At 40.1% G+C, this 24,881-nt stretch carries 21 protein-coding genes and 2 pseudogenes; 4 read left to right on the top strand and 19 right to left on the bottom strand.

Annotated features, from left to right (window positions below):
* Window positions 1-31: 31 nt before the first annotated feature.
* Window positions 32-937, top strand: coding sequence for a magnesium transporter CorA family protein (locus tag BGP15_RS05645; RefSeq protein ID WP_046673980.1), 906 nt, complete (start codon window positions 32-34; stop codon window positions 935-937).
* Here the strand turns inward: BGP15_RS05645 and tsaB are convergent.
* The 5 genes from tsaB to mscL form a co-directional block, all read right to left on the bottom strand.
* Complete coding sequence (gene tsaB / locus BGP15_RS05640; protein ID WP_286768929.1) at window positions 932-1,639, bottom strand: tRNA (adenosine(37)-N6)-threonylcarbamoyltransferase complex dimerization subunit type 1 TsaB; 708 nt, start codon at window positions 1,637-1,639, stop codon at window positions 932-934. The two genes, BGP15_RS05645 and tsaB, sit on opposite strands and share 6 nt — an antisense overlap.
* A 14-nt stretch (window positions 1,640-1,653) precedes the next feature.
* Window positions 1,654-1,908, bottom strand: a complete 255-nt coding sequence (gene yidD, locus BGP15_RS05635; protein WP_083295891.1) for a membrane protein insertion efficiency factor YidD — start codon at window positions 1,906-1,908, stop codon at window positions 1,654-1,656.
* Entirely contained in the window at window positions 1,871-2,287 is a 417-nt protein-coding gene (locus tag BGP15_RS05630) for a ribonuclease P protein component (protein WP_070564971.1), read from the bottom strand. The genes yidD and BGP15_RS05630 overlap by 38 nt, the downstream gene beginning before the upstream one ends.
* A gap of 60 nt (window positions 2,288-2,347) precedes the next feature.
* On the bottom strand, window positions 2,348-2,506 hold the full coding sequence (gene rpmH / locus BGP15_RS05625) for a 50S ribosomal protein L34 (RefSeq protein ID WP_075991291.1): 159 nt from the start codon (window positions 2,504-2,506) through the stop codon (window positions 2,348-2,350).
* A 239-nt stretch (window positions 2,507-2,745) separates the two neighbouring features.
* Window positions 2,746-3,153, bottom strand: a complete 408-nt coding sequence (mscL, locus tag BGP15_RS05620; RefSeq protein ID WP_046673978.1) for a large-conductance mechanosensitive channel protein MscL — start codon at window positions 3,151-3,153, stop codon at window positions 2,746-2,748.
* A 278-nt stretch (window positions 3,154-3,431) separates the two neighbouring features.
* Here mscL and BGP15_RS05615 point away from each other — a divergent pair, with 278 nt between their 5' ends.
* The gene (locus BGP15_RS05615; RefSeq protein WP_070564968.1) at window positions 3,432-4,073 is read left to right on the top strand and encodes a response regulator transcription factor; all 642 of its coding nucleotides are present in this window, start codon (window positions 3,432-3,434) and stop codon (window positions 4,071-4,073) included.
* Between the two features lie 29 nt (window positions 4,074-4,102).
* Here BGP15_RS05615 and BGP15_RS05610 read toward each other — a convergent pair whose 3' ends face one another.
* The 14 genes and pseudogenes from BGP15_RS05610 to mraZ form a co-directional block, all read right to left on the bottom strand.
* Entirely contained in the window at window positions 4,103-5,245 is a 1,143-nt protein-coding gene (locus tag BGP15_RS05610) for a sugar phosphate isomerase/epimerase family protein (RefSeq protein ID WP_070564965.1), read from the bottom strand.
* An 88-nt stretch (window positions 5,246-5,333) separates the two neighbouring features.
* Window positions 5,334-7,031 (bottom strand): cell division protein FtsZ, encoded by a 1,698-nt coding sequence (ftsZ, locus tag BGP15_RS05605; RefSeq protein ID WP_286727280.1) that lies wholly within the window; start codon window positions 7,029-7,031, stop codon window positions 5,334-5,336.
* Window positions 7,032-7,171: 140 nt separating this feature from the next.
* Window positions 7,172-8,548, bottom strand: a complete 1,377-nt coding sequence (gene ftsA, locus BGP15_RS05600; protein ID WP_070564959.1) for a cell division protein FtsA — start codon at window positions 8,546-8,548, stop codon at window positions 7,172-7,174.
* A gap of 25 nt (window positions 8,549-8,573) precedes the next feature.
* Window positions 8,574-9,410 (bottom strand): cell division protein FtsQ/DivIB, encoded by an 837-nt coding sequence (locus BGP15_RS05595; protein ID WP_070564956.1) that lies wholly within the window; start codon window positions 9,408-9,410, stop codon window positions 8,574-8,576.
* Window positions 9,403-10,722, bottom strand: a pseudogene (murC, locus tag BGP15_RS27055) (UDP-N-acetylmuramate--L-alanine ligase); the annotation flags it as partial. The gene BGP15_RS05595 and the pseudogene murC, both read right to left, overlap by 8 nt.
* 51 nt (window positions 10,723-10,773) lie before the next feature.
* A pseudogene (murG, locus tag BGP15_RS27050) lies at window positions 10,774-11,868 on the bottom strand (undecaprenyldiphospho-muramoylpentapeptide beta-N-acetylglucosaminyltransferase); the annotation flags it as partial.
* Window positions 11,869-11,881: 13 nt separating this feature from the next.
* Window positions 11,882-13,081, bottom strand: a complete 1,200-nt coding sequence (locus BGP15_RS05580; RefSeq protein ID WP_046673971.1) for an FtsW/RodA/SpoVE family cell cycle protein — start codon at window positions 13,079-13,081, stop codon at window positions 11,882-11,884.
* A 30-nt stretch (window positions 13,082-13,111) separates the two neighbouring features.
* A complete protein-coding gene (gene murD / locus BGP15_RS05575; RefSeq protein ID WP_070564947.1) occupies window positions 13,112-14,485 on the bottom strand; it encodes a UDP-N-acetylmuramoyl-L-alanine--D-glutamate ligase in 1,374 nt (457 codons plus the stop codon).
* 2 nt (window positions 14,486-14,487) lie between these two features.
* Window positions 14,488-15,732, bottom strand: a complete 1,245-nt coding sequence (gene mraY, locus BGP15_RS05570) for a phospho-N-acetylmuramoyl-pentapeptide-transferase (RefSeq protein ID WP_286768928.1) — start codon at window positions 15,730-15,732, stop codon at window positions 14,488-14,490.
* A 4-nt stretch (window positions 15,733-15,736) separates the two neighbouring features.
* Window positions 15,737-17,197 carry a UDP-N-acetylmuramoyl-L-alanyl-D-glutamate--2,6-diaminopimelate ligase gene (locus BGP15_RS05565; protein ID WP_286768927.1) on the bottom strand — a complete coding sequence of 487 codons (1,461 nt, stop codon included), beginning with the start codon at window positions 17,195-17,197 and terminating at the stop codon, window positions 15,737-15,739.
* On the bottom strand, window positions 17,198-19,315 hold the full coding sequence (locus tag BGP15_RS05560) for a PASTA domain-containing penicillin-binding protein (protein ID WP_112373654.1): 2,118 nt from the start codon (window positions 19,313-19,315) through the stop codon (window positions 17,198-17,200).
* Window positions 19,316-19,323: 8 nt separating this feature from the next.
* Window positions 19,324-19,737, bottom strand: a complete 414-nt coding sequence (locus BGP15_RS05555; protein ID WP_112373655.1) for an FtsL-like putative cell division protein — start codon at window positions 19,735-19,737, stop codon at window positions 19,324-19,326.
* Between the two features lie 15 nt (window positions 19,738-19,752).
* Entirely contained in the window at window positions 19,753-20,667 is a 915-nt protein-coding gene (gene rsmH / locus BGP15_RS05550) for a 16S rRNA (cytosine(1402)-N(4))-methyltransferase RsmH (RefSeq protein ID WP_112374039.1), read from the bottom strand.
* Window positions 20,668-20,671: 4 nt separating this feature from the next.
* Window positions 20,672-21,133 carry a division/cell wall cluster transcriptional repressor MraZ gene (mraZ, locus tag BGP15_RS05545; RefSeq protein WP_070564930.1) on the bottom strand — a complete coding sequence of 154 codons (462 nt, stop codon included), beginning with the start codon at window positions 21,131-21,133 and terminating at the stop codon, window positions 20,672-20,674.
* A 435-nt stretch (window positions 21,134-21,568) separates the two neighbouring features.
* Here mraZ and aspS point away from each other — a divergent pair, with 435 nt between their 5' ends.
* Both aspS and BGP15_RS05535 read left to right on the top strand, forming a co-directional pair.
* The gene (aspS, locus tag BGP15_RS05540) at window positions 21,569-23,320 is read left to right on the top strand and encodes an aspartate--tRNA ligase (RefSeq protein WP_286768926.1); all 1,752 of its coding nucleotides are present in this window, start codon (window positions 21,569-21,571) and stop codon (window positions 23,318-23,320) included.
* Between the two features lie 97 nt (window positions 23,321-23,417).
* Window positions 23,418-24,806 (top strand): LutB/LldF family L-lactate oxidation iron-sulfur protein, encoded by a 1,389-nt coding sequence (locus BGP15_RS05535; protein ID WP_286752444.1) that lies wholly within the window; start codon window positions 23,418-23,420, stop codon window positions 24,804-24,806.
* The last annotated feature ends 75 nt before the right edge of the window (window positions 24,807-24,881 follow it).

The raw sequence follows: 24,881 nt of genomic DNA, 5'->3' as shown, positions 1-24,881 counted from the left end.
TTCTTATCTTGTCCTTACTAAAATTAGATTTATGGTCAGAACGATTGTTGAAAAAGAAATCGCAAACTACGAATGGATAGATATAGCTGAGCCAACTTCAGAAGACTTCGCCTTCATCAAAGAGCGCTTCAATTTGAATGAAGCTTCGATCAAGGATTCCAAAGAACCAGAACATCTACCTAAAATTGAAGAATTTGAGAATTATACTTTTGTCATTCTTCGTGTCATGTCGGACAATTTCAAAGAAAATTCAGACAGTATCGGAGAAATCACCGATCGCCTGACCATCTTCTATGGAAGTGATTTTGTGATTACGGTACACAAACGTCGCATCGAGTTTTTAGAAAAACTTAAAAATATTGAATTCACGTCCATCAAGACAAAAAATAGCCGTAAACTGGCTGTATTTATCACGACTGCAGCTGTATTTACCTTTAGCCAAACGTTAGAGCAACTTTCCACACGAATCGATGCTTACGAAGAATTGATATTCCTCAAACGCATGAAACAACAGCCGATACTGAAAAATCTTTATTTTATCAAAAGGCAGATTGATGTTGCGCGAAAGGTCATCTTTCTCTACAGGGAGGTCGTCGAGCATTTTCATTCTTCGTCAAAAAAAGATGTCTATACCCGGGATTTAAAAGATCTGCAGGTCCGGACATCAACCTTGTACGAAAACTTATCAGAAAATGTAGCTCAACTGCTTAATGTGTATTTCAACATCTCATCTAATCACACCAATGAGATTATGCGTATCCTGACAATTTTCTCCGTATTTTTTATGCCCATCACTTTTGTGGCAGGAATTTATGGAATGAATTTCAAAAATATGCCCGAACTTGAATGGTACTATGGATATCCAGTAGCCATGGGGATCATGGTGGCCATATCCCTTGCCATTTATCTGTGGTTCAAAAGAAAAGGTTGGCTATGATAAGCCAACCTTTTTCTTTGCCGTAGTAACCAAAAAATCTTTAAGATAGAATGGCTCGAAATAAGCAACATCCTCAAACTCTTTCCGCTGAAATTTATCAAAGGCCAACGTAGACAGAAAAGCCGCGGAATCATCAAATCCGCTCAATACATCCACTCGATCCGTTACGTTGAACAATTCTTCAAATTTATCGGCACCCGAACCAAATAAATGGACACGATTGTAGTTCAGCAATAATTCATTGAAATAATCGAAATCGATAATTTCTGCTGATGTTGCTTTCACCAATGCAGCATTATGGTCATAAACAGCCGTATACACTTCCATACGACGGGCATCGATCATGGGAAGATAAGCATCACCTGCTGTTAAACCAAACTGCTCCTTATACCCAAGAAACAAAGCTTCTAACGTATTAATAGCGATTAAAGGTATATCTAACGCATAACAGAGACCTTTGGCCGTAGATACCCCTATACGTAAACCTGTATAAGAGCCCGGCCCCATGCTCACCGCCACAGCACTTAAATCCTGTATCGTTCGGTTAGTCTGTTTAAGGACTTCGGCGATCAAAATAGTCAATTTAGCTGCATGAGCATTAGGTTCATCGAGATCGAGAACCTGTAACGTTTGACCATTTTCACTCAAAGCAACCGAGCAAATCGTGGTTGAAGTATCAATTTGTAAAATTAAATTATTCATCGTCATTATAGAAATCAAGGTACAGGATCATGCCCGTGGCCGCCCCAGGGATTGCAACGTGCAATTCGTTTCAAAGCCATCCACCCACCTTTGAAAGGACCATATTTCAGAATCGCTTCCTTACCGTACTGAGAACAGGTAGGTGTATATCTACAATTAGCGCCTAAAAACGGTGAGATAAAAACTTGGTAGAAACGAATAATAGCCAAGAAAATAAAACTAAACAAGGGTCTAATCCCCTTTTTCCAAATAAACTTCAGCACATTCATCCTGCAATTTTTTCAGCATTTTATTCATTGCGGTGCTAAACACATCATACGCTAAGATCTGCTTGCCTACATATTGAATAGCTAGATACAAAGTTACATTATGTTTCAACAAAAACGGAATCAAATCATTCGATTTTTGTAAACGGTAACTCTCACGCATCATTCGTTTAATCGAATTGCGATCAACTGCTCTTTTGAACCTACGTTTGGATACGGAAATAATAGACTGACTGGAGGGAATATCGTCAGCCTCATTGTTTTTCTCGAAGATAAAAACAATTCTAAATGGATACAAGACAAAAGAAGAACCGCTTTTAAAAAGCGTATCAATACGCCTTTTCGCACATAACCGTTCTTCTTTTGTAAATGTATTTTTCATACGATGACTTAATCTTATTAGAAAAAGCTCTTATAAGCGGCCACCGATCCTTGTCAAAGATTAACCTTTGTGACGGTATTCGTCAGACACTGTAAGACGTTTTCTACCTTTAGCTCTACGTGAAGCTAATACTCTTCTACCGTTTGCAGAGCTCATGCGCTCTCTAAAACCGTGTTTGTTTCTTCTTTTTCTTTGCGATGGCTGAAATGTTCTTTTCATGACGCTATTATGCTAATTTGTTCTTACTTCAATTAATACAAAACTCCCCAAGAGGAATGCAAAAGTAAAGTTTATTTTAGACAAAAACAAACAATATTACGAACATTTAAAGTTAATGTAAAACGGATAAGCTAATTTATTCAGCTACAGCTTCAAAAAACAATTTTTCAACTACCGTAAAATAAAAATCAGCACAGTTTGACTGTGCTGATTTTTATAAATGAAGTATAAACCCTGCCCTATTTATTTTTCAGAATATCTCTGATCTCAGTCAAAAGCGTTTCTTCTTTTGTCGGTGCTGCAGGGGCCGCCGGAGCTGCTTCCTCTTTACGTTTCAACGAATTTAAAGCCTTAATAACACAAAAAATACAGAATGCTACAATTAAAAATTGAATAACCACATTAATAAAGTTTCCATAATTAATAGATACTTCAGCTTGTTTAGTCGCTTCATCAGCAGCTTTCAAAATCAATTTTTTGGATGAAAAATCAACACCCCCAGTTAAATAACCAATGGGTGGCATGATAATATCATCAACCAATGAGGTAACAATTTTACCAAAAGCTCCACCAATGACAACACCGACAGCTAGATCTACTACGCTGCCACGCATTGCAAACTCTTTAAACTCTTTTAAAAATCCCATATTTAAATTTTTTAGTCTATGAATTATGACAAAACTAATAATTGTCACATAAATCTAATTAAAATATGCTAATTTTTTATCGTTAAACTCATATTGTGCTATATTTTCTAACCCATGTCCTATTTTATAAAAAAGACATGTACGCCGCACCCCACTAATTTTTATTAACTTTAATTTCTTATATTTGCCCGTTAACTAGTAAAATATCAAGATATATTGTATATTGTTAGTACTTTATTTCATACAGTAATTAAAGCCCAGCATCAGATAGCATATCTATGAAAAAGATTCTTATAGCAGACGACCACGGCATTGTACGATTAGGAGCCTCCGTTATTATTAAAGAAACTCTTCAAAAAGCAGAAATATTCCAAGCTGAAACCTTTGACGAGGTTCTTGAAAAAATAAAGGTAGAGGATTTCGACCTATTATTATTGGACATTAATATGCCGGGAGGAAATAATATACGTGTCGTTGAGGAAATCCTTCAAATTCGGCCAAGCATTAAAATTTTGATTTTCTCATCTTATGACGAATCACTTTATGCTTTACGTTATATCGAAGCCGGAGCAGTAGGCTACCTAAACAAAACAACAGCTATGGCTGAACTTTCCAATGCTATTTTGGCTATTCAGGATAGAGGAAAGTATATGTCGAGCAACGTACAGGACCTATACATTCAGAAATTGACGCAGAGTAAGTCTGAGCTGACAAAACTAAATCCGTTGGCACGTTTGTCAAATAGAGAGGTGGACGTTGCTAAACAATTGATAAAGGGACTGGGGATTATTGAAGTATCTAGCTTGTTGGACTTAAGCCCTTCAACAGTGAGCACGTATAAAAGCAGAATCTTTGAAAAACTCAATGTTTCTAATATTCCTGAACTTATCGAACTGTTCAGAATACACTCCAACAACTAGTCATTTTGTTGGAGTGTATTTTTATCATACTAAATTAACTCATCCATCGTAACAACAGGAACATCTTTTACGTTCAGATCTTTTAAAGGTTGAGATTTCTTATAAGAATACCCCACCTCTGCTTCTAAATCCCATAGCATCGGTGCCAAAAAGTTAAGACAGGTTGTAAAACCTTGAACCGTTGCAGAAAAATCACCCGTGTCTTTCGAGTTTTTAGCTTCATTTTCGATCTCAAAGGGACCACTGAAACCACGCTCTTGCAATAAGTCAACAAACCCGCGCCAATCCATACTGTCAGATCCGCCAAAGCCTGGCAACATAGCTTCGTAATGATGTCTATCCCAGTCGTGGCCCGGTATACTTACATTCGCTTTTTTAGCCAATTCGGCGTCAACATGCTGCATGGGATACATCCCGCCCCAATCAATACGTGCAGCAGTCTGTAGATTACGCGTAGTCTTCACATGTATACGTTGTAAGCGCGTGATGTCCGTATTACGAATAACGTCTATTGGGTTTGTATTTTGCCAGACATCATGTGAAGGATCATAGATCTCACCATGAGCCTTACTTGGTATCATCGCATACATTAATTTACGAGCAGCAAGCACTGCTGGAAGATTGTTATAGGTAGAGCTATAACGTGATGAGCGCCATCCTTCCATTGGGCAGTTCTCATAAAGGATCGTTACACCTAAACTCTCTGCATAATTAACAATGGGCGCAAATACACGCTTGTATTCTTCAAGATTTTTCTGAAATCCATCAATTTGATTGCCCAATTCATGATTGTAGCCCACAAATGTCCCTACCTTAACGTTATTTGCATCACCTCCCAGCAAATGTGCAATACGGATCAATTTCAATAAATGATTTTGATTCTTCACTCGTTGCTCAGGATCTCCGCCAATCATATTTTCAAAAGCACCAAGCGAAAGTTTTAAATCAGCCTGATTGAATAGCTCAATGATTTCCCTCGCTTTTGCAGGAGTAAAATCATCATAATCCAAATGCGTTGCGGTATGATCTTCACGGGTACCATCTTTTCTAAACACACAAAGGTCTATCCCCCCTGCTCCGATTCTTTTGGTCGTCTGAATCAACTCTGGTAAGGATAATTTATCAAATGCAGAACTCATTACCCATACAGGGTTATTTAATTTTGTCGTCATAGCTTGTATAATTGTCTTATTTCGGTATTTAAAGATACTAAAAAAGCCATCCGATTGGATGGCTTTTTGTTATTTTATGGTGAATCAATTAGTCTACATTATCATGTAGGAAAGAATTGTTCGGTCTAATTTCAGTATTTCCGTCTTCAAAGGAAAGTGTAAAACGAGACACCTGAGATTGTGAAGAATGCGGTGTATCTTCCAATGACATTTGTTTCCGCTTATAAGCAGGCTCGTTTTCCAACTCATGTAGACCATTAGAAGATTTTAGTTTCATGCTCAATTCTTTAAGACGCAAGATGCGTTCTTTTGTACGAACCAGCTGATCTTCAAACGAAACTTGCTCTTCTTCTACCTGAGGGACTTCTACTTGCTCATTTGTTGTACTTGATGAAAATGTAGGTTTTTCCTCATATCCTGACGCAGAAGGAGCTGTGTAAGAATCAAACACTGTTGGCATCTGGAATTGAAACACTGACGGTGAGGTTTTCAACTGAAAATCACTATCTCCAAATGTAGTTTCCTCTTCATAACCACCATCAAAACCCAAATCATGACGTATTACCTGTGGTTCCTCAACAGCTACCTGTTGTTGTACCGCATTTCTGGGAGAAGTGAACAAGTCAGATTGCAAATTATTTGGAGTAGAAGTATTTGTAGAAGGTGCTGGTGTATCCACACGTTGAACCGGAGTTACGAAACTATTCGTAGCTGGAACTTCTCTTGGTGCTACCTGAGAAACAGGTTTGATAAAAGAATTAGCCGGTTCAGCAGTTAAGGGCATAGACACCTTTGTATTTTCACGTTCTTTATCACGTTCTTCAGATGTTTGAAAACCAGTGGCAATAATTGTTACTGACAATTCGTCTTCAAAATTCTCATCAATACAGTTACCCCAGATCAAATCTGCTGACAAACCAGCTTTTTCCTGAATGTAATCCGTAATGATCGCAACTTCATCCATAGTTACTTCTTTCGTTCCAGAAGTAATATTCAATAAAATATAGCGAGCACCTTCAATCTCATTGTCTTTCAACAATGGAGAAGCTAAGGCACCTTCCACTGCACGTAATGCACGATCTTCACCTTCGGCAACAGCATTTCCCATTATGGCAACACCACTATCGTTCATAACAGTGCGAACATCTTTAAAATCGACGTTTACATAACCAGGGATAGTTATTATTTCGGCGATACCTTTTGCCGCGGTAGTCAATATATCATCTGCTTTTGCAAAAGCCGCAGTCATCGTCAAATTACCAAAGATCTCACGAAGGCGGTCATTTGAGATCACAAGATAAGAGTCTACATATTTACGTAATTCCGAAAGTCCTTCCTCCGCTTGTGAACGACGGCGTTTACCTTCAAACGTAAAGGGCGTAGTTACAATCGCAACAGTTAAAATACCCAATTCTTTGGCAGCTTTCGCTAATACAGGACTAGCACCGGTACCAGTACCACCGCCCATACCAGCTGTAATAAACAACATCTTGGTATTGGTACCCAACATACGTTTGATATCTTCAATACTTTCGATCGCTGAATTTTCACCTACATCAGGATCTGCTCCTGCTCCCATTCCTTCGGTCAGACTTATCCCCAATTGAACTTTATTTGGGATCGGGCTCAATTCCAATGCTTGCGCATCAGTATTACACACGATAAAATCTACCCCACTAATTCCTTGTTTATACATGTGGTTTACGGCATTGCCGCCACCACCACCAACCCCAATAACCTTGATTATTGAAGATTGTTCTTTTAACATTTCAAACTGTATTGACATAACTTATCCCTATTTAACTTACAATGAAGATGATATCAAAACGAATCAAACCCACTATATGTAATGTAATAATAATATAATTTCAACAAAAGTTTTCCACATTTGTTAAATTGTGGAAAACTTCAACTATTGTGGAAAACTTACTTCTTATCTAAAAAACTTGCGTCATCGATTTCATTACCGTCTTTGATAAAACGTTTGAACCATGACAATAATCCTTGCTCCTTTTGTTGCTGTTCAGAAACTTCTTTTGTTGTCACCGTAGCGGCCTGCACTTTTTTAGATGGGGCGTGCATTTCTCTCCGGCTATCTTCCTCTTCCTCGTGCGACTGGATTCCCTTGATCAACAAGCCGATACTTGTTGCATACAACGGACTTTTCAATTCTTCAAACAACGGTTTTGGTAAAACCTCGTTCTTAGAAAGATATTCATTCGGAAATCCGATACGACAATCTATTCCAGTAATATATTCAACAAGTTGTACCAAATGTTTTAATTGAGCACCACCACCGGTAATCACAATACCACCGATCAGTTTATTTTCATATCCAGAAGATTTGATTTCATAATACACGTGCTCAATAATTTCCTCCATTCTAGCTTGGATGATATAAGCTAGGTTTTTAACAGAAATTTCTTTTGGTTCACGACCTTTTAATCCGGGCACGCAAATCACCTCATTTTCTTTGTTTTCATCAGCTAAAGCTGATCCAAAGCGAGTTTTCAACAATTCAGCTTGGGAACGCAAAACAGAACATCCCTGACGGATATCTTCTGTGACGATATTACCGCCTAAAGGAATCACGGCTGTGTGACGAATAATTCCTTCATGGAAGATGGCAACATCTGTGGTTCCACCACCGATATCTACTAATACAACACCAGCATTTTTTTCGTCTTCATCCAATACAGCTTCTGAAGACGCTAAAGGCTCGAGAATCAATTCAGCAACTTCCAGATTGGAATTATCAATACATTTTTTGATGTTTTTAATATCAGTTACACGTCCCGATATAATATGGAAATTTGCTTCAATACGACGCCCCGCCATACCGATAGGTTCGCGAATCCCCGGCTCGTTATCTACCGTAAATTCCTGTGGTAAAACATGTATAATTTCTTCTCCTGGAGGCAGTACCAGTTTATACATATCCGAAATCAGTCGTTCGATATCGCGTCGAATGATTTCGTCGTCACCATCGGTTTTGGTAAATATTCCACGGTGTTGAATACTTTTGATGTGTTGGCCAGCAATTCCCACATTCACCACTTTAATATCCACATTGGACTGTGCTTCGGCTATCTCAACAGCCTCTAAAATACTTCCCACAGTTTTCTGGATATTAGCAACTACTCCGCGGCTTACACCGGCAGAGTCCGCTTTCCCCACACCTAATAATTCAATTTTGTTTCCTGAGCTACGTCTCCCAACCGTAACACAAATTTTGGTAGTACCAATATCGAGTCCCACGATAATTGGGTTTTCTCTTTCAATTTCTGCTGCCTTTGAGTTCATAATTTCCTGTATTGTTGCTGTATTACTATAATGTATTATTTGCTACTTTTTTTGTTTGATCGCCTGAAAAACTCCAGTTTCCTCGTTTTTCACAGATGATCTGACCTCCATATTTCACATTGACAACACCGTAAGCATTTATACCTACCTTTGGCATGATCTGCGTATAAAAGGTCTTTAATAATTCAAATTTTTGTTCCAATGAATCTGCCGATCCAACAATTAATTGCTGTGTCCCTACACGAGGTACAAGTTCAATATCCTTATCCGAGTTCACATATATCTGCACAACCTGATTACTCCATAATTCGTCATTTTTGATAAATTCAACGACCTTAACCAAATCTTTAACCAATGGTGTTGCTATGGTATCCAGTGCTTCATTATATCCTTCTGCGATATTCCCTGTTGCAACCATGATGTGCGGTATATACTTCAACGTTGTCGGTATCTTCAATCCTTTGGGGTCAACATAAAACTCCTTTCCATTTTTGTTGATGATCCGCATGACAGCCTCGCGCTGATTAATATTAATTCTGATCGTACCATCCATATCGGCATGTATACTGGCATCGGACACATAAGGTAATTTACGTAAGGTTTTTTCAACTTTCTGAAAGGGAATTCCATTGACTTTCTTTCCCACGAAACTACCATAGTTATGTTCTATTAACTTAGAGATATCCGCCTGATCAATAAAGGCTTCTGTACCTTCAATGACAATCTTAATATCTTTACAAACTTGCTGCTCATCACGTTTCCCCACAATAGTCATAATCACGACGACAACAATTACACCTATAAAAAATAGTGTAAAGTAGAGGACACGATTCCATTGTATGTTACGTAATTTTTTAAGCATGCTCTAAAATTGCCTGTAACGGTTTAACCAATTTGTCAATATCACCTGCCCCAACTGTAACAATCAGTTCCGGCTTTTCATCGCGTGCAAATTCCAAGACTTCTTCTGCAGTTACAAGCTGTTTTTCCGCTGCCGTAATTTTATCCAATAACCAACTCGAATTGATCCCTTCAATAGGAAGCTCCCGTGCAGGATAGATTTCCATTAACAACAGCTTGTCAGCCATGGACAATACCTCGGCGAAACCATCCACAAAATCCCGCGTACGCGTAAATAAATGCGGCTGAAAGACCACATTTAACTTTTTCGTAGGATACAATTTCCGCATCGAAGTTAAAAATGCACGCAGTTCCTCTGGATGGTGCGCATAATCATCAATATACACCGCTCCAGGTTTACGGACAATATATTCAAACCTTCTTTTCACGCCTTTAAATGTCGTCAACGCTTTCTTAATAGCTTGGTCTGCAATCCCAAGTAAACGGGCTACCGCAATCGCAGCTACCGCGTTTTCAACATTGTGGATACCAGGGATACCTAAATGAATATCATCTATTCGTCCGTTGGTATCTTGGTAATCAAAAAAGAACTCTCCATCGCGTACATGCACATTGGAAGCATATGCATCAGCGATTTCATGGCCTGAATAACTGATTTGCCCCTCAAACTCGAGGCCTTTTTTTATAATACGTGTACCTCCTTCAACAACTTTATCCAAGAACATTTGGAACGATTCAAGCAAATGGCTCCGATCGCCATAAATGTCCAGATGATCCGCATCAGAAGAAGTTACTATTGCGATATTGGGGTGAAGTGTCAGGAATGAACGATCAAACTCATCAGCCTCAACCACAACTGTATTATTATTTCCATAAAGCACATTGGTACCGTAGTTAGAACTGATTCCACCCAAAAAGGCCGAACAGTCGTAGCCCGAATCTTTCAATACATGTGCCACCATTGTAGAAGTTGTCGTTTTACCATGTGTACCAGCAACCGCTACTGTAAATCTACTTTCACTAATGATCCCCAAAACTTGAGATCGTTTATAGAGCGTATGTCCTTGTGATTCCAAAAAAGCTTTAATCTTCGAATCTTTAGGAATAGCCGGTGTAAAAATGACTAATGTCTCCGTCGTAGGTACGTTAAAAATAGCATCAATCGTGTTAATATCATCCTGATAGGAGATCGCGATCCCTTCCTTGACTAAGGTTTTAGTCAGCTCAGTTTCTGTACGGTCATATCCATTCACCTCACAGCCCAAATGCTTAAAATAGCGTGCAAGGCCACTCATGCCTATACCACCTATTCCGATCAAGTAAACTTGTTTTATTGCATCTAGATTCATACTTCGTCTATTTTTTTTAACCAATTTATACACCTCCTCGGCAATCTGCACGTCAGCATTCAACTTACCGAGTTTTTTAATATTCCCACTTAATTGTGCGACATGATCTGCGTCTTTTAATAAAGTTAAAGCAGCAGGTATTAAGTCTCTTTGTGCATCACTATCCTTCACCAGTAATGCAGCGCCTTTATTGACCAATGCCATTGCATTTTTGGTCTGATGATCTTCGGCCACATTGGGTGAAGGCACAAGGATAACAGGTTTTCCAACCACACAGAGCTCAGAGATGGTACCGGCTCCAGCACGGCTAATAATCAAATCTGCCGCAGCATAAGCATAATCCATGCGCTGAAGAAAGGCCAGCATCTTGATATTACCTGGAAGTTTACCTGTCAACTCCGCCTGTAGGTTTTCAACATAGAAACTACCGCATTGCCAAATCAGCTGCACTTCTTCCTCCTTTAGCTCATTCAGGTAAGCAACAACACTTTCATTTAATGTTTTAGCCCCCAAACTACCGCCGAGTACCAAAATTGTTTTTTTGTGTGGATCTAACGCAAAGAACGCTAAGGCCTCCTCTCTTTTTCCCGCTATCGCAATAGACTCGCGTCTTATTGGATTGCCGGTGAGCAATACTTTGTCCGCAGGAAAGAATTGCTCCATCCCCTCATAAGCCACACATATTTTTGCAGCCTTAGCACCAACTTTTTTGTTGGTTACACCAGCATAGGAATTCTGTTCTTGCACGACTGTTGGCACCTCCAGCTTATTGGCCATCATTAGCAATGGACCTGAAGCAAAACCACCTACCCCTACAGCCACATCCGGTCTAAAATCCTTAATTATGCTTTTTGCTTTATTTAAACTTTTCATAAGCTTAAACGGCAAAAAGATATTCTTCCACAGCTGCTTTCTATTGATTCCCTGAATGTCGAGTCCAACAATCTTATATCCTGCTGCGGGCACTTTATCCATTTCCATCCGGCCATTGGCACCCACAAATAGAATTTCATTTGCAGGATCCATTGCCTTCAACGCATTTGCAATTGAAATCGCCGGAAAGATATGTCCTCCGGTTCCACCACCACTGATAATTACGCGAATTGCCATGCTTAATTTATTATTATGCAGGAATAGATCCTATAACCACTTTTTTCGGTTTAGGCTTTTCATCCAGCTCTTCTTTACCTTTTAATTCTTCAATATTTCTACTCACACTCAGGATGATTCCCAAGGCGACACTCGTAAATAAAATCGAGGTTCCTCCCATACTCACTAGTGGAAGCGGAACCCCCGTTACTGGTCCCAATCCGACGGCAACAGCCATATTGGCCAAAGCCTGAATTGTCAAACTAAATCCCAAACCCGCAGCCAGAAAAGTACCAAAAGCTTTGGGACTCATCGTGACAATACGTATACATCGATACATAAATGCCAAATACAGAAATAGCAGAATCACCCCCCCGACTGTTCCATATTCTTCAATGATAATCGCGTAAATAAAATCGGAATAAGGGTGCGGCAACACATTACGTTGCACACTATTTCCCGGTCCTTTTCCAAAAAGCCCACCAGTTGCTATAGCAATTTTCGCATTGTTTGCCTGATAATTTTTATCATCCTGGAAGGATACCGTTTTATCCACTTTTTCAGTATGAAAAAAAGATTTTACCCGGCTGATATAAGTCGTTCTACGGGGACCAAAGAAGATAACCATCATAAGGAGCACCCCTCCGCCACAACAAACAATGGCAATCTGCTTAAAACTAATCCGTCCGATCAAGAGCAATAAAACACTCACGCCAAACAGCATCAATGCGGTAGATAGATTGGCCAAGGCAATCAGAATAAACACACCACACACCGACCCCATAATGGGTAAGAACGATTTTTTCACATCTTTGATCTCTTCCTGCTTCCGGGATAACATCCTTGCAAGAAAGACGATAAGTGACAACTTTGCTAAATCCGATGTTTGAAAGGTCAAACCTATACCAGGGATAGTCAACCAACGACTAGCTTCATTAACTTTACTTCCGAACAACAGCGTAAACAACAATAAAGGGATTGTAATACCCATCATTATTTTGGATATACCCGCATAATACCGATAATCTAACTTGTGAGAAAGATACATCAGGACAAAGCCTATGGCAATGATAGAGAAATGCTTTAACAGATACATTTCAGTCCCTTTCCCTTCTTTATAAGCCAAGGTACCCACCGAACTGTATACAGCCAAAAGTGACCATCCCGATAAGATAATCACAATGATCCATATCCATCGATCACCCTTCAATTTAGACATTATATTCTGTAGCATATCCTTCCTCCTCTTATTGGGTTACACCATTTATAATTCCATTACAGCAGCCTTAAATTTATCGCCACGATCTTCATAATTCTTAAACCAATCAAAACTAGCGCAAGCAGGAGACAATAAGACGGTATCACCTTTTTGAGCTAAGTGGGACGACAATACCACGGCATCTTGCATGGAGGTACTGTTGACAATAATCTCCACATCTTGTTCAAATGCTTTATGAATTGCAGCCGTATCTTTTCCTAAACAAACGATAGCGCGCACCTTGTCTTTGACCAAATCAGCAAGCATACTGTAATCGTTTCCTTTATCCACGCCACCCAACAACAACACGATTGGTGTAGAGAAACTTTCCAAAGCATACCATACCGAATTTACATTCGTCGCCTTTGAATCGTTAATGTAATTTACACCGCCGATACAGGCTACATGTTCAAGGCGATGTGGAATATTCACATACGATCCCATACTTTCTTTCATCACTTGATTTCTCAATTCCTGCACTTTCGCAATTAACCCAGAAGCCATGCTATTATAAATATTATGCTTCCCCTGCAATGACAATTCCTCAGCTCTCATAGTGAATGTATCGTTATTTGGTGTATTAATAATTATTGTTTTGTTGGCATTTAAATAAGCCCCCAATTCAACAAGTTGTTCTTGTGTAAAAGGCAAATAGGTCCCTTTACTATGATGTCTTTCCAATCCTTTAACTGTTTCCGGATCGTCCAGGCAGTATATAAAATAATCCTTCTCCGTTTGATTCTGAATCATTCTGAATTTTGAATCCACATAATTTTCCATTTTATGGTCATAGCGATCCAAATGATCAGGAGTAATATTCAGTATAACAGCAACATCTGCTCTAAAATGGTACATATCGTCCAGCATAAAGCTCGATATTTCCAATACATAGCAATCGAACTGTTCTTTAGCCACCTGCAATGCAAAGCTTTTCCCGATATTACCTGCCAATCCGACGTTTAAACCGCCATGCTTAAGCATTTCATAAGTCAACATCGTCGTCGTAGACTTTCCGTTTGACCCTGTAATACAGATTAATTTTGCATCCGTATATTGCGCCGCAAATTCAATTTCTGCAATCACAGGTATATTCTTTGCTCTCAATGCAACGACCAATGGTACGGTCGCTGGAATACCAGGGCTTTTTACAACCAGTGCAGCATTCAAGATACGGCCTTCGTCATGTTGACCTTCTTCGAAAGCTATTCCCTCCGCTTTTAGTTGTTCCTTATAGTGGTCTGCAATAAGCCCTTTATCTGACACAAATACATCAAATCCCTTTTCTTTCCCAAGAATCGCCGTTCCAACACCGCTTTCGCCTGCGCCTAAAATGACCAAACTTCCAGATTGAGGATAATATGTTGTTGCAATATTTGACATCATTATCTAATTTTCAATGTTACAATAGTAAGAATGGCCAATATGATTCCTACAATAACAAAACGTGTTACAATTTTCGCTTCATGATACCCCCTCTTCTGAAAGTGATGGTGCAATGGTGACATCAAAAAGATCCGTCTACCCTCACCATATTTCTTCTTCGTGTATTTGAAATACGACACCTGAAGAATAACCGAAAGGTTTTCCAACAGAAACACACCACACAAAATTGGGATCAATAATTCTTTCCGGATCAAAATGGCAAAGGCAGCAATAATACCGCCGATCGCTAAACTTCCCGTATCACCCATAAAAACTTGAGCAGGATACGTATTATACCATAAGAAACCTACGCAAGCGCCAACAAATGCCCCAGCGAAAATCACGAGTTCTCCGGAATTGGGGATATACATAATATTGAGGTAATCTGAAAAGATCACGTTACCCGACACGTACGCTAAAATGGCTAAAGTAACACCAATGATAGCGGATGTACTCGTGGCTAAACCATCGATACCGTCCGTAATATTTGCGCCGTTTGAAACTGCCGTAACGATAAAAATAACAACAACTAAAAAGACGATAAAAGTCAGATAATCGCTCTGTAGTCCAAATATTTTAAACACCTTGGCATAATCAAACTCATTATTTTTATAAAACGGAATATTCGTCTTCGATGATTTTACGTTTTCAGCGTAGGTCTTCTCACCTGTACCTTCATTGATAACCACTTCAACAGGCTTGGTAGAGGTTGGTTTATCGACCCCTTTTCGAACTACGATATCTGGATGAAAGTACATCGTACAAGCAATTATTGCTCCCAAGCCAACTTGTCCAACAACTTTAAACTTACCAGCTAAGCCTTCTTTATTATGTCGAAAGACCTTGATATAATCATCTAAAAATCCAATTGCGCCCATCCAAAGTGTTGTCACAATCATGATAATCACATAGATATTCGTCAATTTAGCAAATAACAAGGTAGGGATAAGAATACCTGCAATAATGATGATCCCACCCATTGTCGGCGTACCAGCTTTCTTTTTTTCTCCTTCAAGCCCCAAATCACGAATTGTCTCTCCAACTTGCTTATTATGCAAGAATTGAATCAATTTTCCCCCAAAAACCGTGGTAATAATCAATGAAGAGATTACAGCCATAGATGTCCTAAAAGAGATGTATTGAAACAAACCCCCTCCAGGTATATGAATATATTCGCTAAGCCACGTAAAAAGATGGTACAACATATTTCTATTGTTCGTTAAATGTATTCTCTAAAACTTCTTTATCATCAAAATGATGTTTTACACCATTTATATCTTGATATTTCTCATGCCCTTTTCCTGCAACTAGGATAATATCCCCAGGATTAGCCAGCTGATATGCTGTCCTTATCGCTTCCTTACGATCAGCTATAGAAAGCGTCTTCGCTTTTTGGTCTGCTGCCACACCGGCTTCAATATCTTTAATAATCTGATAAGGATCTTCTGTACGCGGATTGTCGGACGTAATCAAAAATCGATCACTATAACGCAGAGCCGCTTCAGCCATTTCAGGTCGTTTAGTTTTGTCCCGATCGCCTCCGCATCCCAATACGGTAATAATTTTTTGTTCTGGACGTCGCAATGAACTTATGGTCTTCAATACATTTTCAACTGCGTCAGGAGTATGCGCATAGTCCACAATTCCAAAAACACCAGAAGTCGATTTCATCGTTTCAAACCGTCCCTCTGCCCCCTTCAAGGTACTGAGTGCGGTCAATACTTTCACCGTTTCCTGCTCAAGCAAGATAGCGGCACCATAAACCGCCAAAAGGTTATATGCGTTGAAATCGCCGATCAATTTTACCCATACTTCCTGTCCATCAACACTCATCAACATACCATCGAAATGGCTTTCGATCACCTTTGCTTTAAAATCCGCTCCAGAACGTAAGCCATAGCTTTTCCGATGTGCCACTGTATTTTGAAGCATGACCTGACCATTTCTATCGTCAGCATTCGTCAAAGCAAAAGCATTCGCATCCAGATCGTCAAAAAACTTCTTTTTCGCTTTAATATAGTTATCAAAAGTTTTATGGAAATCCAGGTGATCATGCGTAATGTTCGTGAATATTGCACCCGCAAACACCAAGCCTGCAATACGTTCCTGAACGACAGCATGCGAACTAACCTCCATAAACGCATAATCACAGCCATCATCAACCATATCCCGTAACAATTTATTCAATTGAATAGGGTCTGGTGTTGTATGCGTTGCTGGTATAATCTTTGTTCCAATTTGGTTTTGCACCGTAGATAATAAGCCTACGTGGTAGCCTAGCTCAGTAAACAGCTGAAACAACAATGTGGCTACTGTCGTTTTACCATTCGTACCGGTCACCCCAACAAGTTTCAACTGCTCAGCAGGATTTTCGTAGAAATTAGCCGCAGCAACCCCTAAAGCATAAGCAGAATCAGCCACCAAGATATAAGCGACAGAGTCTAACGTCTCTTTGGGCAACTCCTCTACAATAACGGCTCTTGCTCCCGAGGTAATTGCCTTGTCTACAAACAAGTGACCATCTGTTTGAACACCCCGCACTGCGATAAACAAACTTCCCAACTCCACTTTTCTGGAATCAAAGCACAAAGAGTGCACATCAACCTCTTCGAGGTTCCCTACAACCTGCTGTACAGGGATAGCATGCAATACTTTTTTTAAATCCATCATTTACTTAAGTTCTAAATTTATCGCCGTTCCAAAAGGCAGTTTTTGCCCCGCGGCTAACGACTGTATTCCAACTCTTCCTTTTCCCGTCACGTGCGCCTTAAATCCGGCATTCTCCACAACATATAAAGCATCCATCAAACCCATGCCAACCACATTCGGAACAATTCCTTCTTTATATTTTAAATCCATAAATGGCACGCCTCGTGTAGAGGTATCCACCTCTCCCCGGGCAATTGTATCCCAATTCACGGTATTAATTCCCAACCTATCGTACACTTTTTTACTAGCTTCCTTCGAACCCTGCAAAGTCAATGGCATTCTTCCGCCTACATTGACCGCTTTAAACGTCTTTTTCCCCTCCATTTCCATATCGTTTGCATATACCATGTCTGCAAGTTCTTTAAACACGGGCCCTGCAATCGATGCACCATAGTATCCATTTCTCGGGTTACGGATTACCACAATAATGGAATATTTTGGATCTTCCGCAGGAAAATACCCCGCGAATGAAGATTGATATCGTCTGGCACCGTACCCCCTCGAACCATCAGCCATCTGTGCTGTACCTGTTTTACCACCAGAGCTATATAACGGACTAGCAACACTTCTACCTGTTCCTTCAGTCATAACACCTTCCATCATTCCCCTCACCTCTGCTAAAGCATGATCCGAAGCGATCTTTTCGTTAATCACTTTCGCTTGAAACGTTTGAATTGTATTTCCTAAATGCCGAATTTCCTTAACAAATAGCGGCGCTATCAACTTTCCGTTATTTGCGACAGCATTATAAAATGTCAACGTTTGCAATGGTGTAATTTTCATTTCATAGCCGTAAGCCATCTGTACCAACGATAACCCACTCCAGCTTTTGCTTTTCGACGTTTTCACCAAAGGCACACCTTCCCCGGGAATCTGTAGATCGAGCGTCTTACCAAAACCAAAAGAATGTAGCTTTGATGTAAACTGATCCGGGTTATCTTTATAGGCTTGATATACAAACTTCGTAACACCCACATTCGACGACTCCTCAAAAGCCCTTTTCGCTGAAATTATAGACTTCTTAGGCGCATGTGAATCACGAATCGTATGCTTATAAATTGGCCAGTTACCATTACCAATATTGACAGTTGTACTCGAGTCTATTTTCTTATCATCGATCAAAGCCAGATAAGAAGCCAACTTAAATGTTGAACCTGGATCTGCACTTTGTGCTATTGCAAGATTGAACTTTTCACGGTAGACTCCGTCTTTATCGCGCATAAAATTAGCCACCGCACGCACCTCGCCTGTTTTCACCTCCATCATCACGACACAGCCCTCATCCGCATTACTCGTAATCATCTGCTTCTCCAGAGCCCTTTGCGCCATATCCTGCATATTCACATCAATAGTAGAGATAATATCAGACCCATCAACCGGGGCAACCTCAATATCTTTGTTAACAGGAATCCATACCCCACCAGCAATACGCTGCATTAACCTCTTTCCGCTTCTTCCGTCGATATATTCGCCATATGCCCCTTCCAAACCAACATGAATATTTTCTTTCACATTTTTATAACCGATGGTTCTCGCAGCGAGATTGACAAAAGGTAAAATACGCTTATTCTGCCTATCTGTAATCAAACAACTTGGAAAACGTTCTTTATTGACACGTGCAGATTTAAGTAAAGGGAATTGTTTTACCCGCTTTAAATCTTGGTGTGACACATTACGTTTGAGCAACAAGTAGCGCTGCTTTTTATTCCGTGCCTGTTTTAATAATGTCAAATACTGCCGAGATGATTTATCTTTAAAAAAATCAGCAAGTTTAATAGCCAAGGAGTCAACTTTCAAATTGAAATACTCTTCATCTTCTTCGGGAATCGCCATTGCATCAAAACGAAGCTCATATTCAGGCACCGAAGTAGCCAATAAGCTTCCGTCATTTGAATAAATATTACCACGAGCAGCTTCCACCTCCCGTTCCTGAATAGAAAGGCTATCCGCTAAAGCTTTCCAATGCTCTCCATCGACATACTGCAACTTGGCCATTTTTCCAAATACCAAAAACGCAAGTAGTACGATAAGCCCAAAAGCAAAATAGACACGCACAAGAATCGTATTTCTGATACTCATAACTCTTCCTATTTATCTTCTTTATTCTCTATAACTTCAACCTTGATCGGTGGTTCCACACGCTCTTTCAACCCCAAAGAATCGACACGTTTGGCAATTTCTGTCTGTGTAGACATTTTCATCAGTTCGGCAGAGAGAGACTTATGATCCCAGCCCAATTCCTTTACCTCTTTACTCACTTTATCGATACTCCGAATAGTTCGCTCTGCAAAATGACGATTGGAAATATACAGTAACATCAGAAAGGCAATAAAAGCTCCGAAAGGCAAATAATGCAATATTTTATTTAACGAAAGGTCTCCAACGGTAAAAAGCGTTTTAATAAACGCTTCTGTTTCTTCCGCCTTTTCCTCGACAGTTTCTTGCAGTTCCTCCTGAACTTCTTCACTCAATTCTTTCTGTCTTATCGTATTTCTGCTCATCCTCTCGCTCCATTTTTAAGACAAATTCAACTTTTCAGCAATACGCAGTTTCGCACTGCGCGATCTATTATTTATCGCCAACTCTTGTGCAGATGCCGTAATTGCTTTACGGCTCAACACATGAAATGGCTTAATTTCATTTCCAAAAAAATCCTTTTCAACTTCCCCTTTAAACTTACCTTTGGCCATAAAATTCTTAACCAAACGGTCCTCCAAAGAGTGATAGGACATCACAGCCAATCGGCCCTCAACACGGAGTACATCAACTGTCTGCAACAAAAATTCCTGCAACGCCTCCAACTCGCGATTCACTTCGATACGAAGAGCCTGAAATACCTGCGCATGGTACTTATGTTCTTTACCCTTTGGAACCATACGTTGAATCACCTCTTTCAATTCAGCAACAGTCTGGATCGGCTGTGACAAACGCGCAGTAACAATTGTTTTCGCAAGCGATTTAGCGTTCATGATTTCACCATACATACCAAAAATACGATGCAGATCCTCCTCCGAATAGGTTGCCAAAAGCGACTTTGCATCCAAATCGCCCACCTGATCCATACGCATATCCAAGTCTGCATCAAAGCGAATAGAAAAGCCACGATCTGCAGCATCGAATTGATGCGAAGAAACACCTAGATCTGCTAAAATACCATCTACAGAACGTACACCTTCCAAACGAAGGCTATTCTTTAGAAACCTAAAGTTTTGGTGTATCAACGTAAAACGAGGATCGTCAACTGCATTTTCCAATGCATCCGGATCCTGATCAAAAGCAAACAACTTCCCCTTCGGCCCTAATCTCTTCAGAATCTCTCGAGAATGGCCACCACCACCAAAAGTCACATCCACATAAATACCATCCGGCTTAATAGCCAAAGCATCCATGCATTCTTGTAACATTACCGGAACATGATATACATTCTCCATACGCTTATAGTCCAAAATTAATATCTCCCATTACCTCCGCAGCCAAAGATGATATATCCTCTACACCGCCATCACCCATCAATTCCTCATACCCTTCTTTTGACCAAACCTCAATCTTATTAAACTGACAAGCCAAAACCAGCTCAGTGCTTATTCCTGCAAATTCCAGCAAACTTTTGGGTAACAAAACACGACCCGCAGCATCCAATGTCAATTCCGTAGCGCCACGCGTAAAAGCACGGACAAACGCCCGAACTTTAGGATCGAATTGATTCAATTTCGCCAGTTTAGCCGTCATCAAATCCCACTCTTCTCTTGGATAAAATACAAGATGTTTCTCAAAACCGCGATTCACCACAAGACCATCCCGCTCTACATGAGGCATTTGCCTCTTGAGCGCAGCCGGTAACACCATTCTTCCTTTGGCGTCTAACTTGCATTCGAATTCTCCGATCAACTGAGTCATGTCGTCAATTATCCTATTCTAATTTAAATGTAAAAGTATACACTTTCTCCCACTTTCCCCCACTTTATAACATAAAAAAGTTTTCCACATCAACAAATCGCTACAACAAACAGAAGTCGACTTCAAAAAAAACACATGTAAAACCTTATTTACAAGCAGTTAAAAGCCAATTTTCCTGAAAAATAAGCTATTACGCCAGAAGTGATTTTTTGCTCTTTTTTTTATCAAAATCAGCAATGAATTGTAAAAATTTCCTCTTTAGAAATTTAATTTTAGCCAATTTTTGTCGCAAAAGGGGGCAAAGTGGGAGGAGTCAAAAACAGAAACAAAAGATGTGGCAGAAAGTGGGAGAAGGCTCCTCAAATAACCTGAACAGAATTCGTTATTGTCGAGTAAAACCAATAATTTTGCGTCAAATATAATTTTCATAACGATATGCACAGAACACACACTTGTGGAGAATTAACACTAGCTGACTTAGGGAAAACGGTTACCCTAAGTGGATGGGTTCAAAAATCGCGCGATTTGGGCGGTATGACTTTCATCGATGTTAGAGACCGATATGGTATCACACAATTAACGTTCAATGCAGATGATGATGCGTCCTTGCGCGCAAGTGCCCGTGAGCTCGGAAGAGAATATGTCATCAAGGTAACTGGAGAAGTTATCGAACGCTCTAATAAAAATGCTAAAATCTCCACTGGAGATATTGAAATCAAGGTTTCAAATCTTGAAATATTAAATGCCGCTAAATTACCTCCTTTTACAATAGAAGATGAAACAGATGGTGGTGATGATATCAGAATGAAGTTCAGATACCTGGATTTACGTCGTAATCCTGTACGTGAGAACCTAATTTTACGTCATAAGACCTCTCAAGAGGTACGCCGTTATCTTGACTCCCAAAACTTCCTGGAAGTAGAAACCCCCTATCTGATCAAATCAACTCCAGAGGGAGCACGCGACTTTGTCGTACCTTCCCGTATGAATCCTGGAGAATTTTATGCGTTACCACAATCCCCACAAACCTTCAAACAATTATTGATGGTTTCAGGTTTTGATCGTTATTTCCAAATTGTAAAATGTTTCCGTGATGAAGATTTGCGTGCAGACCGTCAACCAGAGTTCACGCAAATAGACTGTGAAATGTCTTTTGTAGAACAGGAAGATGTGTTAAATATCTTTGAAGGTCTTGCAAAACATATCTTCAAAACAATCAAGGGAATTGACCTAGGTACCGTTCCACGTATGACTTACGCAGATGCGATGCGCCTATATGGATCAGACAAACCAGATATCCGTTTTGGAATGCAGTTTGTCGAACTAAACGACGTTGCCAAAGGAAAAGGTTTCCCTGTATTTGATGCAGCGGAGCTAGTGGTTGGTATCAACGCAGAAAATTGCGCGCATTACACCAGGAAACAACTGGATGCATTGACAGATTTTATCAAGCGTCCACAGATTGGCGCAACAGGCTTGGTATATGCGCGTGTGAATGAAGACGGTTCAGTGAAGTCGTCCGTTGATAAATTTTTCACACCAGAACAACTGTCGGCAATTGCAGAAGCGTTCCACGCGAAACCTGGCGACCTATTGTTAATTATGGCTGGTGGAACAGACAAAGTTCGCAAACAACTCAATGAATTACGCCTTGAAGTTGCGTCACAACTTGGTTTCCGCAACAAAGAAACCTTTGCTCCATTATGGGTTGTTGATTTTCCACTATTGGAATGGGACGAAGAAAATGGCCGTTACCATGCCATGCATCATCCATTCACTTCACCAAAACCGGAAGACATCCCACTTTTAGATACCAATCCTGGAGAAGTAAGGGCAAATGCCTATGACTTTGTTTTAAACGGTGTAGAAGTAGGCGGTGGATCAATCCGTATCCACGACAGAGACCTTCAATCGCTCATGTTCAAACATTTGGGATTCAGCCCTGAAGAAGCAAAAAAACAATTTGGATTCCTGATGGAAGCCTTTACCTATGGGGCTCCCCCACACGGCGGATTGGCTTTTGGCTTTGACCGACTCGTATCCTTATTGGCAGGTTTAGATTCCATCCGCGACGTGATTGCCTTCCCAAAAAACAACTCGGGAAGAGATGTTATGATTGACGCACCGTCAACCATTCACCAAGAGCAACTGGACGAGCTAAGCTTAAATATTGCGATAAAAGCATAAATTATTTAACTCGATTTTCGAGAAACAATTTATTAACAGTATATTTAAAAGTTGGTAATTTTTACCAACTTTTTTTTGTGAAAAATTAGCAGATTAGATGGCAGAGAGTACCGCTAATACGTTTATTAAGGAAAGTGCGCAAAAAGCATTTGACACCAAACACCGCGATATTATCAATTACAATATCGACAAATACAGCATGGCTTTCGAAAAAGGCAAGAGCAAATTTGCGGACCTTGAAAATAGTAAGATAAAAGCGAACCTGATCAAATGGAAGGTCATGGAAAATCTCGATCGCTATTTGTTGCAATTTGAAGCAAACTTCACGGCTCGAGGCGGAAAAGTAATCTGGGCCAATGATGCTACGGAAGCCTTGGACGAAATCTATTCGATCATTGCACGTAAAAAAGCAAAATCTGTCGTAAAGTCAAAATCGATGGCGACAGAAGAGATTGAGCTTAATCATTTTCTGGCTTCCAAAAATATTGAAGCCATAGAAACTGATCTTGGCGAGTATATCATTCAGCTGCTGGATCAAAAGCCCTATCATTTTGTTACACCGGCCATGCATTTGAGCCTGGAAGATATTGCCAAGCTTTTTCACGAGAAATTTGACACACCACTAGATGCATCTGCAGAGCAACTTACAATGAAGGCCCGTGAATTACTTCGAGATCGTTACCTATCGGCAGAAATTGGGATTACAGGAGCCAATTTCTTAATTGCCGAAACTGGAAGTATAGCAATTACCGAAAATGAAGGAAACGCCCGATTGACATCGACCTTCCCCAAAACACATATCGCCGTCGTTGGAATAGAAAAAATCATTCCCAATGTACAAGATTTAGAAGTCTTTTGGCCACTCCTGTCCACACATGGCACGGGTCAAAATCTAACAGTATACAATACGCTACTCACTGGGCCAAAACAGCCTTATGAATCAGATGGGCCCGAAGAAATGTATGTTATACTGCTTGACAATGGCCGCAGTAAGCTCTTAGCGCAGAAAGAACAACGTCAGGGTTTGTACTGCATACGTTGTGGCGCCTGTCTGAATGTATGTCCAATCTACCAGAACATCGGTGGACATACCTATGAAACGACTTATCAGGGCCCAATTGGATCGCTCATATCGCCACATTTAAATGGCATGAAGGAATTCAAACACCTGAGCTACGCCTCCACACTCTGCGGAAAATGCACCGAGGTCTGCCCCGTGGGTATTGACATACAGCGCATGCTTCTCGTTAACAGAAAAGATTCAGTTGATCAGGGTCTGGCAACAAAAACGGAACAAAAAGTCTGGCAGTGGTTCACCTACGGGATAATGCGAAGAAAACTGATTGATTTCTTTGGCGGAAAACTCAAGAATTTCTTCCTCAAGAAATTCTTTCAGAAAACCTGGGGAGATCAACGGGAGCTACCAAAATTGGCAGACAAATCTTTCTCTAAACAATGGAAAGAACATCAAAAAAATAAAGAATAACAAAAAAGAAAGAGGGAACCAATGGTTCCCTCCTCTACTAACACTCACCACTATTTAATATGAAAACTATCCTTG

Origin of the sequence: Sphingobacterium sp. 40-24 (assembly GCF_001899705.1) — a bacterium.
Classification (GTDB): Bacteria; Bacteroidota; Bacteroidia; order Sphingobacteriales; family Sphingobacteriaceae; genus Sphingobacterium; species Sphingobacterium multivorum.
Note: the sequence above shows the minus strand (reverse complement) of the source record. Positions and strands in the feature narration are given on the sequence as shown.